The sequence below is a fragment of the Trichocoleus sp. FACHB-591 genome (genome assembly GCF_014695845.1).
Taxonomy (GTDB): domain Bacteria; phylum Cyanobacteriota; class Cyanobacteriia; order FACHB-46; family FACHB-46; genus Trichocoleus.
Map to the genome: position 1 here is coordinate 1 of NZ_JACJPA010000072.1, position 14,085 is coordinate 14,085.

At 50.2% G+C, this 14,085-nt stretch carries 11 protein-coding genes; 7 read left to right on the top strand and 4 right to left on the bottom strand.

The genetic code is table 11. The features are described 5' to 3' along the window. The coding region (locus H6F90_RS12755; RefSeq protein ID WP_190552847.1) for a HAMP domain-containing protein at positions 1-2,681 on the bottom strand (2,681 nt) is incomplete at its 3' end. Positions 2,682-3,281: 600 nt separating this feature from the next. Between H6F90_RS12755 and H6F90_RS12760 the strand changes: the two genes are divergently transcribed. From H6F90_RS12760 to H6F90_RS12780, 5 genes are all read left to right on the top strand, one after another. After that, complete coding sequence (locus H6F90_RS12760) at positions 3,282-3,470, top strand: hypothetical protein (protein ID WP_190552848.1); 189 nt, start codon at positions 3,282-3,284, stop codon at positions 3,468-3,470. Then, positions 3,467-3,973 (top strand): hypothetical protein, encoded by a 507-nt coding sequence (locus H6F90_RS12765; protein WP_190552849.1) that lies wholly within the window; start codon positions 3,467-3,469, stop codon positions 3,971-3,973. The genes H6F90_RS12760 and H6F90_RS12765 overlap by 4 nt, the downstream gene beginning before the upstream one ends. Positions 3,974-3,998: 25 nt before the next feature. Beyond that, a complete protein-coding gene (locus H6F90_RS12770; RefSeq protein ID WP_190552850.1) occupies positions 3,999-5,054 on the top strand; it encodes a folate-binding protein YgfZ in 1,056 nt (351 codons plus the stop codon). 76 nt (positions 5,055-5,130) lie between these two features. Then, positions 5,131-7,449: a CHASE2 domain-containing protein gene (locus H6F90_RS12775; RefSeq protein WP_190552851.1), complete on the top strand. Its 2,319-nt coding sequence runs from the start codon at positions 5,131-5,133 to the stop codon at positions 7,447-7,449. A gap of 24 nt (positions 7,450-7,473) precedes the next feature. Then, complete coding sequence (locus tag H6F90_RS12780) at positions 7,474-8,265, top strand: ion transporter (RefSeq protein ID WP_199295891.1); 792 nt, start codon at positions 7,474-7,476, stop codon at positions 8,263-8,265. A gap of 63 nt (positions 8,266-8,328) precedes the next feature. Here H6F90_RS12780 and tkt read toward each other — a convergent pair whose 3' ends face one another. The 3 genes from tkt to acpP form a co-directional block, all read right to left on the bottom strand. Then, positions 8,329-10,338, bottom strand: coding sequence for a transketolase (gene tkt, locus H6F90_RS12785; RefSeq protein WP_190552853.1), 2,010 nt, complete (start codon positions 10,336-10,338; stop codon positions 8,329-8,331). 213 nt (positions 10,339-10,551) lie between these two features. Further along, positions 10,552-11,805 carry a beta-ketoacyl-ACP synthase II gene (gene fabF / locus H6F90_RS12790; RefSeq protein WP_190552854.1) on the bottom strand — a complete coding sequence of 418 codons (1,254 nt, stop codon included), beginning with the start codon at positions 11,803-11,805 and terminating at the stop codon, positions 10,552-10,554. 110 nt (positions 11,806-11,915) lie between these two features. Continuing rightward, positions 11,916-12,161 (bottom strand): acyl carrier protein, encoded by a 246-nt coding sequence (gene acpP, locus H6F90_RS12795; RefSeq protein WP_190432479.1) that lies wholly within the window; start codon positions 12,159-12,161, stop codon positions 11,916-11,918. 392 nt (positions 12,162-12,553) lie between these two features. Here acpP and H6F90_RS12800 point away from each other — a divergent pair, with 392 nt between their 5' ends. Both H6F90_RS12800 and psaC read left to right on the top strand, forming a co-directional pair. Further along, a complete protein-coding gene (locus H6F90_RS12800; protein ID WP_190552855.1) occupies positions 12,554-13,459 on the top strand; it encodes a CoB--CoM heterodisulfide reductase iron-sulfur subunit B family protein in 906 nt (301 codons plus the stop codon). Positions 13,460-13,764: 305 nt separating this feature from the next. Next, positions 13,765-14,013: a photosystem I iron-sulfur center protein PsaC gene (gene psaC, locus H6F90_RS12805; RefSeq protein ID WP_190432475.1), complete on the top strand. Its 249-nt coding sequence runs from the start codon at positions 13,765-13,767 to the stop codon at positions 14,011-14,013. The last annotated feature ends 72 nt before the right edge of the window (positions 14,014-14,085 follow it).

Sequence of the window (14,085 nt, forward strand, 5' to 3'; positions counted from 1 at the left end):
GAGGCGAAGGAGTTGAGCTGGTCCACCATCGTGTTGACGGTGTTCTTCAGCTCCAGAATTTCGCCTTTAACGTCTACCGTAATCTTCTTCGAGAGGTCGCCGTTTGCTACCGCCGTCGTCACAGCCGCAATGTTCCGCACCTGGGCTGTCAACGAACCCGCCATGAAGTTTACCGAGTCGGTAAGGTCTTTCCAGGTGCCTGCTACACCCCGGACATCGGCTTGCACACCGAGTTTCCCTTCCGAGCCTACTTCCCGCGCGACTCTAGTTACCTCAGAGGCAAAGGAGCTGAGCTGGTCCACCATGATGTTGATGGTATTTTTTAGCTCTAAGATTTCACCCTTCACCTGCACCGTGATTTTCTTGGAGAGGTCGCCATTCGCGATCGCCGTTGCCACCTCCGCAATGTTCCGTACCTGTGCTGTCAGGTTACCTGCCATCGAGTTCACGTTGTCGGTCAGGTCTTTCCAAACTCCCGCCACACCTCGGACTTCTGCTTGCACACCCAGTTTTCCTTCGGTACCTACTTCGCGAGCCACGCGAGTTACCTCAGAAGCAAAGGAGCTGAGCTGGTCCACCATCGTATTGATCGTGTTCTTCAGCTCCAGAATCTCGCCTTTGACATCTACGGTAATTTTCTTGGACAAGTCGCCGTTCGCTACCGCCGTCGTCACTTCCGCAATGTTCCGCACTTGGGCGGTCAGGTTACCTGCCATCGAGTTCACCGAGTCGGTGAGGTCTTTCCAGGTACCTGCTACGCCTCGAACTTCGGCTTGCACGCCGAGCTTACCCTCGGTACCCACCTCACGGGCAACTCTGGTTACTTCAGAGGCGAAGGAGTTGAGCTGATCCACCATGATGTTGATGGTGTTTTTCAGCTCCAGAATCTCGCCTTTCACATCCACCGTAATCTTCTTGGAGAGGTCGCCGTTGGCCACCGCTGTCGTCACTTCGGCAATGTTCCTTACCTGCGCGGTCAACGAACCCGCCATGAAGTTTACGGAGTCGGTGAGGTCTTTCCAGGTGCCTGCCACCCCTCGGACGTCGGCTTGTCCACCGAGCTTTCCTTCCGAGCCTACTTCCCGCGCCACCCGCGTTACCTCAGAGGCGAAGGAGTTGAGCTGGTCCACCATCGTGTTGATCGTGTTCTTCAGGTCCAGAATCTCGCCCTTCACATCCACGGTAATCTTCTTGGACAAGTCGCCATTCGCCACCGCTGTCGTCACTTCCGCAATGTTCCGCACCTGGGCTGTCAGGTTGCCTGCCATTGAGTTCACGGAGTCGGTGAGGTCTTTCCAGGTGCCCGCCACCCCGCGCACTTCCGCTTGCACACCGAGTTTCCCTTCGGTACCTACCTCACGCGCAACTCTGGTTACCTCAGAGGCGAAGGAGTTGAGCTGGTCCACCATCGTGTTGATCGTGTTCTTCAGCTCTAAAATCTCGCCTTTAACATCTACCGTAATCTTCTTGGACAAGTCGCCATTCGCTACTGCGGTCGTCACTTCCGCGATGTTCCGCACTTGGGCTGTTAGAGAGCCTGCCATGAAGTTTACCGAGTCGGTCAGGTCTTTCCAGGTGCCCGCTACCCCTCGCACCTCGGCTTGACCACCTAGTTTTCCTTCCGCACCTACCTCACGCGCCACCCGCGTCACCTCAGAGGCAAAGGAGTTGAGCTGGTCTACCATGATGTTAACGGTGTTCTTCAGCTCTAGAATCTCGCCTTTAACGTCTACCGTGATTTTCTTGGAAAGGTCACCATTCGCTACTGCGGTCGTCACTTCGGCAATGTTCCGCACTTGGGCGGTCAGGTTGCCTGCCATCAAGTTCACGGAGTCGGTGAGGTCTTTCCAGGTACCCGCCACGCCTTTCACTTCGGCTTGTACACCCAGTTTCCCTTCAGTTCCCACCTCACGGGCGACTCTAGTTACCTCAGAAGCGAAGGAGTTCAGCTGGTCCACCATCGTGTTGACGGTGTTTTTCAGCTCTAGAATTTCGCCTTTCACGTCTACAGTAATTTTCTTGGAGAGGTCGCCGTTCGCGATCGCCGTGGCAACTTCGGCAATGTTTCTCACTTGTCCGGTGAGGTTGCCTGCCATCAAGTTGACGTTGTCGGTCAAGTCCTTCCAGGTACCCGCCACGCCTTTGACTTCGGCTTGCACACCCAACTTGCCCTCGGTGCCCACCTCACGAGCTACACGGGTGACCTCAGAGGCAAAGGAGCTGAGCTGCTCCACCATCGTGTTGACGACTTGAGCCGTTTGTAAAAACTCACCTTTGAGCTGGCGACCTTCAATTTCGGTCGGGATGGTTTGCGACAAGTCACCATGCGCTACGGCTCGGATGACCCGCGACGTTTCTACAGTAGGTTGCACCAAGTCACTGATTAAGCTGTTGATCGACTCTAAGCAAGAGCCCCAGGAACCACCTGCACTGCCAAGCGACGCTCGCTGAGTAATTTTGCCTTCTTTGCCGACAACTTTGCCAATTCGTTCTAGCTCCTTGGTCATCCGCTCATTCAGCTCGATGACATCGTTAATCGCATCAGCAACCTTGCCTGCCATCCCGGTGTACTCATCAGCCATGCGAACTGAAAAGTTACCTTTCTTAACGGTACTGAGTATCTTTAGTAACTGTCTGAGGTCCAAGTTCTCGGTATCTTTGGTCACTTGTTCAGCGGGCATAGCCTGATCCTTTTAGAGCAATGAGGATACGAATAATTAGGGAGTTGCCGCCACCAGCCAAGATCTGTGCCGAACCAGACCTCCTGTAGTAGCAGTCAAGAACGAGAGAGCAGAGTTAACGAGTGCAACGACCAACAGAGATAGTTGTGATCAATTATCCGGTGCAAAGGCTGGCCGCTGGCTTCTACCGAAAGATAGATGCTAAATCCAAAAATCAGCCCTCAGGTTAGCTGAGACGGGGAAGGTAAAACAACTTAACGGGTTTAACTCAATGACTGTTTCGGTGCAGCTAAATCATTGAACTCTCTGCTTGCTACAGACAGAGTTGGCAATCAAATATACTAAAACGTTATTTTCAGGCGCTGTACGCTACTGCACTTGAGGACGATATTCTGAGGCTTTATGGCAGGCACCCCTGTTCATTTCTGAGGACAACAAGCAGCTCTAGAAACTTCTGGTTGATTGCCCCTGCTGGCCTAAGAGCCAGCCAGCGGCAGAGGATAGCGACGTTAGTAAGACTCCTCAGTAACGTCTATCCTATAGATTCCTGAATTAAATTCGCTCCCGACCCCATCAAACTTTAGATCAAAATTAGCCGATATGGAGACAGTAGCACCGGAAGCGATCGCTCAACCGAGTTGTCTCCCCCTATCGCAATCAAGCAATCAGCGGATAGTTTGGATTACTGTGGTGATAAGGAGCACGGAAGCGATCGCTCTAAAAGCCCTCAAAGGTTTAGTGCTCACTGCTTTAACAGCCCTAAGGTTTAAGATTTCACTTTATTTATGAAGCCGCAATTTCAAGATCAAGTTGCTTGGACCCAAGCTGAGTTGCTGATGCAACCTGCTTTTATTCGTTTACTAGACAATATCCGCAAGCAGTTGGATCAATCGGACTGGAAAGGGACTTATCAAGATGTACAAACTTGGCCAGAAGGTACACCAGAGGCAATTCAAGCTCAAGTCAAGCAACTGCAAGCAGAGCTAGCTACTGCTTCACCAGAACAAGCGGCTGAAATTGAACAAGCCTTGGCGCATCTACCCACGCCTTTTCCTGGGTACCTTTTGTGCTTAGAAAAACAAGGTCAGCAAGTCCAAATTGATCTCTGGGAACTGTGCTACCAAGTTTGTTTTCGTAACTATCAAGTATTGCAAGCTATCTCTGACCCGCAAGCGGTTGAGATTGATACCAGCTTGATTGATGATGAGATGGGAGAGGTCGATTGGAACCGCTTGGACGACAAAGCTCGACAGCTGATCGAGCAAGTTTTTTCAAACCTTCCTTCACGCTAATTTCTAGAGGCACCGTTGAAATTCCATGACTCAAGACCTGCATCAACTTCAAGCGTCTGCTGGCGCTACGTTTGAAGAGATTGGTTCAGCCACTATCCCCGTGAGTTTTGGCAATGATAGTGCCGCTCTTGAGGCTGCTCGGACAGGAGTGGTGCTGTGCGATCGCTCCCATTGGGGCCGCATGCAAATCTCAGATGCCGATCGACAAAACTTCCTGCACAACCAGAGCACCAACGACATCAAGCGCTTGCAACCAGGGCAGGGCTGCGACACTGTGTTTGTCACCTCAACAGCTCGCACCCTCGATCTGGCCAGTGTTTACGTCACCGAAGACACGATTCTTTTACTGGTTTCTCCTAACCGCTGCCAAACTTTGATGGAATTTTGCGATCGCTACATCTTTTTTGCCGATCGCGTCAAGCTCACCAATCTGACAAACACCACTGCAACCTTTAGTCTGCTTGGCCCTCAGAGCGATGCCTTACTCGATAAACTGGGAGCAAGCTCTCTGATCGGCCAACCTGATGGCAATCATGCTTTGTTTCCTATAGGAGACAGTGAAGTTCGAGTTGCAGTTGGGAGTGGCTTAGCAATCCCTGGTTATACCTTGTTTGTAGCGGCTGAGGCGGCTGCGAGCTTGTGGCAGCAGTTGGTGGAAGGCGGGGCGGTGCCTTTGGGCGATCGCGTCTGGGAACAACTGCGAATTCAGCAAGGCCGTCCAGCGCCAGAACACGAGCTCACAGAAGACTACAACCCATTAGAAGCAGGTTTGTGGCAAACCATCTCCTTCAATAAAGGTTGTTACATCGGCCAAGAAACAATCGCGCGTCTGGATACCTACAAAGGAGTCAAACAACAACTTTGGGGTATTCGTCTCAGTGAACCTGTCGCGGCGGGAAGCACCATTACTTTGGGAGACGACAAAGTCGGTGTTCTCACCAGTTCTACGACCATTGCTCAGGAAGTATTTGGGCTTGGCTACATTAGAACTAAAGCGGGAGGCGCGGGTTTACAGGTTCAAGTGGGTACGGCTCAAGGGGAGGTAGTCCCTGTTCCCTTTTTGACTTATAACCGACAATAGAAACACTCATTGTGGCCTTCACCTCAAGCTCGGCCATTATTCATCATATCCCTGGAGGAAAGCACACAGCAAAAGTATGAAGCGGCAGTTCCGGGAGTTAGGATGGCGACTGCTTCCAGGGGGAATCACGGCATTAGTGGTTGCCAGTTTGACTGCTTTAGAAGTTTGGCAGCCCTTAGAGCAAATTGCTTACAACACGCTGTTTCAACTGCGGGGCGCGATCGCTTGGGACCGAAGCGTGGTGATTGTCGGGATTGATGACCGAAGTTTGCGAGAACTAGGACCCTTTCCCTGGTCTCGCCAGCAATATATTCAACTGCTCAGTGTTCTCACCAAAGCTGAGCCAAGTGTGATTGCCTTAAATGTAGTCTTGACGGATCAAGGCCCCCAAGATACCCGACTTGCGGCAGCGGTGCAGCAACAAGGGCGCGTAGTTCTGGCCCAAGCTTGGGACGGCATCGGGGGGCCTCTACTCCCCAGTCCTCCCCTCGGCAAAGTTGCTTTCGCCGTTGGTCAGGTTTATAAGAAACAAGATTCTGACGGTCTCACCCGAAAAATTGATTTGCAGTTGCAGGGGGTGCCTGCTTTAGGCTTAGCCGCCGTTCAGGGGTATAGCTTAGTGCAAGCTCCCGTAGAGCTGCCCAACCTACAAACCCCTTTTTGGGTCAACTGGCCAGGGCCTGTGCGTCAGCTCCAGCACTATTCGTTTGTAGATGTAATCCACCAACAAGTTTCCCCTCAAGCGTTCAAGGACAAAATTGTAGTCGTTGGAGTAACTGCGGCTGGGCTCGACTCGCTGCCTACTCCCTTCGATCGCAATCCTCCTGCCAGTGGCACGCATCTCCATGCGGCGGTGATCAGTACTCTGCTCCAGCACAACTCTCTGCGGCGACCCCCTCAGCCCTGGTTATTGGGGCTGTTTCTGTTGGGTGGACCAGGCTTAAGCTATGTGCTAGGTCGATGGTCTACTGAACGCCAAATCACCCTAGGACTAGGTTTATGCGGCATTTGGGGCATTGCCAGCCTACTGTTGCTGCACGCTGGCTACTTAATGCCTGTGGTTCTGCCCATTATTCTATTTAGCGCCACGACTGGCACCGTCTTGCTTGAGGAACGATTGCGCGAAAATGCCCTGCTTCAGCATGAAGTGAAGCAGCTTTGGCAAGCGCACCACCAAGACCTCGTTGCTCGTAGCCACAGCATCCTGCGCTCTGAGCAAACCCACTGGCAAACAGGCCAACAGCCCGCCTCAATGCAGCCCGTAGCTCAGTTAGCTTTACTAGCTGAGCAATTCGGTCGCTCTCAATCGGCGCAAGCTGCGATCGCCCGGAGTCTTTCCATTGGCTTGTTAGCTGCTGACTTAGATGGCTTGGTGTGGTTTTGCAATCCGATGGCTGCTAAATGGTTGGAGATTAAGGTGGGCGATCGCCTCCATGCCCAACTGATTCCTCGCTGGTTGAGCCAAGGACAATGGCAGTCAGATTTACAGATGTTAAGGCAACAGCAGCCAGTCACTCCCCATGAATTGCATCAAGATGGCACCTGGTTTGAACTAAAGCTAGAACCTTTGCTTTATGGGAGTGTTGAGCCAGAAATTGCGAAACAATCTCCCCACCTGGATGGATTATTGCTGGTCTTGGAAGACATTACTGCCAGGAAGCAAATCGAAGAAAATTTGAGCCATCAAATGCAAGAGCTACAGCGCATGAATTTACTTAAGGATGATTTCTTAAGTACCGTTTCTCATGAACTGCGTAGCCCAATGGCTAATATGAAAATGGCTATTTATATGCTCAAGATTGCTAAAACTCAAGAACAAGAAGATCATTACTTCAGAATTCTGCAAGCCGAGTGCGATCGCGAAATCAACTTAATTAATGATTTGTTAGACCTGCAACGATTAGAAGCCGCCGCCAAACCTTTTAATCCAGAGACGATTGATTTGAACGATTGGCTACCCCGACTTGTTGAGCCCTTTAAAGAGCGAGCTAGCAATCGCCAGCAAAGTGTTCAAGTTCAAATTCTTTCGGAATTACCTTTGTTAGTTTCAGACCAACCCAGTTTGGAACGAGTTTTAGCAGAACTCCTCAACAATGCTTGCAAATACACCCCACCCGGTGGTGAAATTAAGGCGATCGCTGGTTTTAACTCTCCTTGTATAGAATTAAGTGTGAGTAATTCTGGAGCTGAAATTCCGGAAGTTGAGCTAACTAGAATTTTTGAAAAGTTCTATCGAATTCCTCGTAACGATCGCTGGAAACAAGGTGGCACTGGTTTAGGCCTAGCTCTGGTTAAGAAGCTGGTAGAGCATTTAGGAGGAGTGATTCAAGTTACTAGCGACTCCGGGATTACCACATTTACAGTTCTGCTACCTACACAATTTTTACAGCCCTAAACCATCTACTGATTTTCATTCTTGATGCTACTGCGACAGAAAGTTTCTTTCTACTTAGAAGATATTGAAACCCCCGTTGGTATCGCAATTAATTTAGCGATCGCCAGCTTAGTTTTATTGTCTTCAGGTATCTTTGTTGCAGAAACCTATCCAATTTCCGATCTGGTTCGGACAAAGCTAAATACAATTGACTCGGTTATTTTAGTTGTTTTTGCGGTCGAGTATGTTCTTAGGTTTTGGTGCTCTGAGCAAAAAGTTAAATACTTTTTCAGCCTCTACTCAGCCATAGATTTAGTCGCTATTCTGCCATTTTTTCTCGGCGTTACTGATATTAGCTTTATTCGATTACTGCGCTGGTTCCGAATTTTACGGTTGATTCGTTTTGTGGAAGGCACCGCTTTGTTTGGTCGGGTAAGTAGTGAAGATGGAGCTATTTTCACCCGCATTCTATTCACTTTATTTGCCATTATCTTTATCTATTCAGGCTTGATTTATCAAGTTGAGCACCCAATTAATGCAGCGGGATTTAAAACATTTCTAGATGCTTTTTACTTCTCTGTTGTCACCATGACCACTGTTGGGTTTGGCGATGTTACCCCTGTCTCAGAAACAGGTCGATTGCTTACAGTACTGATGATTTTGACAGGCATTGCTCTAATTCCCTGGCAAATTGGGGACTTAATCCGACGATTGGTCAAAACTTCCACACAAGTAGAAACGCAATGCTCTGGTTGTGGTTTAGCTTTGCACGACCCTGATGCCCAGTTCTGTAAAATTTGTGGAACTAGTTTGAAAAAACCATCAACAAAGACATAAAAATGACCCCCTATTTCTAGGGAGTCAGTAAGTTCAATTTAAGTTAGCCAAAGGGATGCCAACTTAACCCAACAGTGCTTTTGCTCTAGTTACTACGTTGTCCACAGTGTAGCCAAACTTCTCTAGCGCTACGTTACCAGGAGCCGACACACCAAAGCGCTCAACGCTGATCATGTCGCCTTCGCTGCCGATGTAGCGGCACCAGCCAAAGCTGGAGGCTGCTTCTACAGCTAGACGCTTGGTGACTGCCTTGGGTAGCACTGACTCGCGATATGCTGCATCTTGCTCATCAAACAATTCCCAGCAAGGCATAGAAACGACGCGGACGTTCTTGCCTTCTGCCCGGAGTTGCTCGGCGGCCTTGACACAAAGTTGCACTTCACTACCCGTAGCCAGCAAGATCAGGTCAGGGGTACCTTCGCCGCCAGACAGGATGTATGCACCCTTCGCCACACCTTCAATGGAGGAGCCATCTAACTGAGGCAGGGCTTGGCGCGACAGAGCCATCAGGGTAGGACGCTTACGCTCTTCTACCGCCACCTTGTAAGCCCCAGAGGTTTCGTTACCATCTGCGGGACGCATAACCAACAGGTTAGGAATCGCCCGTAGAGATGCGATCGTTTCAATCGGCTGGTGAGTAGGACCGTCTTCACCCAAGGCGATCGAGTCGTGAGTCATAACGTAAATTACGCCCGCTTGAGACAGTGCGGAGAGACGAATCGCTGCCCGCATGTAGTCTGCGAAGACCAAGAAAGTGGCGCAGTAAGGAATCAAGCCAGAGTTGTGCAGGGCAATCCCATTACAGATTGCGCCCATACCATGCTCACGCACGCCAAAGCGCAGGTTGCGATTTTCGTAAGCGCCTTTCTGGAAGTCACCCGACACTTTGATGTAGGTGAGGTTGGAGTGGGTCAGGTCAGCGGAACCGCCGATCAACTCAGGCAGAGCAGGAGCGATCGCATTCAGAGTTTTCTCAGAAGTTTGGCGAGTCGCGATCGCTTTGTCTTCGGGAGTGTAAACAGGTAGAGACTTCTCCCAACCTTCGGGCAACTTGTTGCTAATAAAGCGCTCAAATTCTGCAGCTTCGCTAGCGTACTTGCTTCTGTATTGCGCCAGAACTTGATTCCACTCGTCTTCGAGTTGAGCACCCCGCTCTACAGCTTTACGCCAGTGGTTCAGGGCATCTTGAGGTACTTCAAAGGGTTCGTAGTTCCAACCCAAGTTCTCGCGGGTCAACTTGATTTCATCGCCACCTAGTGCCGCACCGTGAACGCCAGCGGTGTTAGCTTTGTTGGGGGAGCCGTAGCCAATGGTGGTGGTGACTTTGATGAAGGAAGGCTTATCGGTTACTTTCTTCGCTTCTTCAATCGCCTTGGCGATGCCATCAAGGTCGGTGTTGCCATCAGCTACATGCAGCACATGCCAACCGTAAGCCTCAAAGCGCTTCGAGACATCTTCAGTAAAGGAAACGTCCGTAGAACCGTCGATCGAGATATGGTTGTCGTCGTAGAGGGCAATCAACTTACCGAGGCCGAGGTGTCCTGCCAAGGAGCAAGCTTCGCCGGAAATCCCTTCCATGTTGCAACCATCACCCAAGATGACATAGGTGTAGTGGTCAACCAGGGTGGCATCAGGCTTGTTGAACTTACCTGCTAGATGAGCTTCGGCCATCGCCAAGCCCACACCATTACAAATCCCCTGACCCAAAGGACCCGTGGTCACTTCGACACCAGGAGTCATGAAGTTTTCGGGGTGACCTGGAGTCTTGGAGTCCAACTGACGGAATTGCTTAATGTCATCCAGCGTCACGCTGTCGTACCCAGCCAAATGGAGTAGGGCGTATTGCAGCATGGAACCGTGACCTGCCGACAATACGAAGCGATCGCGGTTGAACCAGTAAGGATTTTTGGGATTGAACCGCATAAAGCGATCCCAGAGCACGTATGCCATCGGAGCAGCGCCCATCGGCAACCCTGGGTGACCAGATTTTGCCTTTTCTACAGCGTCAATCGCCAGAAAGCGGATGGAATTAATACAAAGCTCGTCGAGTGATTGTTGGGTTGCGACAGCCATAATCTCTATCTAGTTGAACTACGAGTTAGCACTGGACTGGGTGAGCGATCGTGACGTTGCTCCGGGTCACCCTAAGCTTATATACCTACTGAATCACCAATTATGGTAGCTGATAATGGCATTGGATAGGTAATAACTACTAACGCAGAAACCCAGGTGTTTATAGACCTGAGTTACCCCGCGATCCCAAAGACTGGGTTAAATTTTACAAGCTCAGCCAACGTACTTTCTAAATGCTACCGTAACGTTGTGACCACCAAACCCAAATGAGTTGGATAAAGCTACATCAACTTTATGGGATCGGCTGTGATTTGGTACATAGTCCAGGTCACATGCAGGGTCAGGATTTTCCAAATTAATGGTTGGCGGCAGTTGGTCGTGAGCCACAGCCAGAGCGGTTGCCACGCCTTCAATGCCGCCCGAGCCACCCAGTAAGTGTCCCGTCATCGACTTAGTGGAGCTGACCGCCACTTTGTAGGCATGTTCGCCCAAAGCAGTCTTAATCGCTGCCGTTTCATTGGGGTCGTTCATGGGAGTGCTAGTGCCATGAGCATTGATATAGCTCACTTGATCCGGCGTAATCCCAGCATCCTTCATCGCCAGTTGAATCGCTCTAGCTGCCCCTTCGCCACCTGGAACCGGAGAAGTCATGTGGTAGGCATCGCAGGTCATGCCATAACCAATCATTTCGGCGTAGATACGAGCGCCACGGCTGAGGGCATGCTCTAGTTCTTCGAGCAACAGAACTCCTGCCCCTTCACCCATGACAAAGCCGTTGCGATCGCGATCAAACGGACGACTGGCATGAGCAGGGTCGTCATTGCGAGTAGACAGCGTCCGAGCAGAAGCAAAACCAGCAACTGACAGGGGAGTGATTGCTGCCTCCGCACCACCGCAGATCATCGCTTGGGCATAGCCACCTTGAATCAACCGGAAAGCATCCCCGATCCCATTAGAACCAGAAGCACAAGCAGTCACCGGGCAAGAGTTAGGGCCTTTGGCACCAATGTGAATCGCGGTTAAGCCCGCCGCCATATTGGCGATCATCATCGGCACCATGAAGGGGCTACAACGGTCTGGGCCTTTGGTCAGGTAAACTTCCTGCTGGTCTTCCAGAACCTTGATGCCACCGACCCCGGAACCGATGATCACACCCACCTGTTCTGCGTTCAGGTCGTTGATGACAAATTGAGCATCGGCGATCGCTTGTTTACTCGCTGCCACGGCAAACTGAGCAAACCGATCCATCCGCTTCGCATCCTTACGCTCTAAGTACTGGAAGGGATCAAATGCTTTAACTTCTCCCGCAATTCGGCAGTCGTGCCGAGATGCATCAAACAGAGTGATTGGGCCAATGCCATTGCGTCCACTCACCAACCCTTCCCAATACTCTGACAAGGTGTTGCCAATGGGTGTAACCGCGCCGAGACCCGTTACAACAACGCGCTTACGGTCAGAATTTGTCATGATGTAAAATTCAAGGGCTTTCTAGCCCGGAACGCAGAATACAGGTTTCTGAGTTGGCATCTCCCCACCCCCAAGCTTGGTACGGTGCCGAGCTGCCAATGATTTAGAGTCTAAGCTGCTGCTTTGTTGCTGATGTAATCGACTGCGTTTTGCACAGTAGCGATTTCTTCGGCTGCTTCGTCGGGAATCTCAATATCAAATTCTTCTTCTAAAGCCATGACTAACTCTACCGTGTCGAGAGAGTCAGCACCGAGGTCGTTGGCAAAGCTAGCAGCTGGCTTAACTTCACTAGCTTCAACACCTAGCTGCTCGGAAACGATTTTTTGAACTTTAGCAAAGATTTCTTCTTGATTCATGACAACCCCTAGCTTCTTATTTTAGGACTTACTCAGTGGTTTCAGCTTTTGTCAGTGCGCTCTAGAAAAACTTACTCTAGAAAGGCTGTCAAAACATCTTACCGATGAATTTGCTGGAATTTGATCCCAGGCAGACATCAGCTCTGAGCATTTCCTATCTTATCTGAAAGCGTGACGGCGATCGCGTTAGATGGGCGCTTTCCCGAACTGACACATTCCGAGCCAAAACTCAACGAAAAGTTAACCTCTGTCCCCACAGCCCTCAGCCGAAAAAGCGATGATAGAAGGGTCAGTCGCGAGTTAGCTCCTCAATCCTAGGCAGATCTAGGCAGTTTAGTTAGTCCTAGGTTGAAGTTTTCTGGAGCTGAACACCCACTCAGTCACGCTTAGCTATGCCATCTCCATCTTTGAAATACGCTTATTTCCCTGGCTGTGTGGCTCAAGGAGCCTGCCGAGAACTTTATCTCTCGACCGCAGCCCTAACCACAGCCTTAGGAATTGAGTTAGTCGAATTAAAAAAAGCTTCCTGCTGTGGTTCCGGTACGTTTAAGGAAGAATCTGCTCTCTTAGAAGACAGTGTTAATGCTCGCAATATTGCTCTAGCGGAAGAATTAAGTCTACCGTTACTCACTCATTGCAGCACTTGCCAAGGCGTAATCGGTCATGTAGATGAACGGTTAAAAAAATCCCAACAAAACAATCCTGACTACATCGACCAAATCAACGGTTTACTGAAGCAAGAAGGCTGCTCACCTTACAAAGGCAGCACTGAGGTGAAGCATTTATTGTGGGCTTTGGTAGGAGACTACGGCCTAGAAGCACTGCAAGCCAAAGTGACTCGTAAGCTAGCAGGTCTGAAGTGCGCCGCCTTCTATGGCTGCTACCTCCTGCGTGCCCAAACTTCGATTCCCTTCGATGACCCCTTCCAGCCGGAGTCAATGGAAAACGTGTTCCGGGCAATCGGCGCGACACCGATTTATTACCGAGGCCGCACTCAATGCTGCGGTTGGCCGCTCTCTAGTTACGCCACCGATCAGGCGTTTCAGATGGCAGGCAACCATATTCAGGACGCGATCGCCTCTGGAGCCGATTGTTTGGTCACGCCCTGCCCTCTGTGCCACCTCAACCTCGACTCTCGCCAACCAGAGGTCGAACAAGTAATTGGGCAGAAATTGGGCTTGCCTGTTTTACACCTTCCTCAACTGGTTGCCTTGGCTTTAGGAGTGGCCCCAGAAAAGTTGGGCTTAAACCATCACATTGTTTCCACTCGCTCAGTTTTGGAAAAGCTCGGTTTCTAGAGCAATAATTTCTAGCTAATTTCCTACGTTTTGTAACGAGCGTTTTACAAAAAGAGGAGATATTAACCCCTAAAAAGGTCTTTGAGAGGCTCCCAAAACCTTGCCCCATCAAGCTTTATCGCAAAATATTGCCACTATTAGGGTGTGTATTAAATTCTTTGAATTTTTGCCGCCTTTCTCAGAAGCGATCTCTGGCACTGCGGTAAACTTGGCGTTGATTCTAGAGTCTTAGTTCTAAGACTTGCTGGTCTGCTTTACCGCAGATGTTGCAAGGCATTGAACACCTAGTTTGGAGTCTTTATTCAATGTCTCATTCTGTCAAAATTTATGACACCTGCATTGGGTGTACTCAATGCGTCCGGGCTTGCCCTACTGACGTTCTAGAGATGGTTCCCTGGGACGGCTGCAAGGCTGGTCAAATTGCTTCGTCTCCTCGTACCGAGGACTGTGTGGGTTGCAAGCGGTGCGAAACTGCTTGTCCTACTGACTTCCTCAGCATTCGAGTTTATCTCTCTAATGCTGAAACAACCCGGAGTATGGGTTTGGCCTACTAGAAACTGACATTAAACGCATCATTTTTTTATCCTGCGTTTATCGATATACTTGGGTTCAAAAAACAGGGGAGG

Bases quoted from the DNA above. Each gene is read 5' to 3' on its own strand.
- H6F90_RS12760 (WP_190552848.1), top strand. From the start codon at position 3,282: ATGGAGACAGTAGCACCGGAAGCGATCGCTCAACCGAGTTGTCTCCCC.
- H6F90_RS12780 (WP_199295891.1), top strand. From the start codon at position 7,474: ATGCTACTGCGACAGAAAGTTTCTTTCTACTTAGAAGATATTGAAACC.
- fabF (WP_190552854.1), bottom strand. From the start codon at position 11,805: ATGACAAATTCTGACCGTAAGCGCGTTGTTGTAACGGGTCTCGGCGCG.
- tkt (WP_190552853.1), bottom strand. From the start codon at position 10,338: ATGGCTGTCGCAACCCAACAATCACTCGACGAGCTTTGTATTAATTCC.
- H6F90_RS12800 (WP_190552855.1), top strand. From the start codon at position 12,554: ATGCCATCTCCATCTTTGAAATACGCTTATTTCCCTGGCTGTGTGGCT.
- H6F90_RS12770 (WP_190552850.1), top strand. From the start codon at position 3,999: ATGACTCAAGACCTGCATCAACTTCAAGCGTCTGCTGGCGCTACGTTT.
- acpP (WP_190432479.1), bottom strand. From the start codon at position 12,161: ATGAATCAAGAAGAAATCTTTGCTAAAGTTCAAAAAATCGTTTCCGAG.
- psaC (WP_190432475.1), top strand. From the start codon at position 13,765: ATGTCTCATTCTGTCAAAATTTATGACACCTGCATTGGGTGTACTCAA.
- H6F90_RS12775 (WP_190552851.1), top strand. From the start codon at position 5,131: ATGAAGCGGCAGTTCCGGGAGTTAGGATGGCGACTGCTTCCAGGGGGA.
- H6F90_RS12765 (WP_190552849.1), top strand. From the start codon at position 3,467: ATGAAGCCGCAATTTCAAGATCAAGTTGCTTGGACCCAAGCTGAGTTG.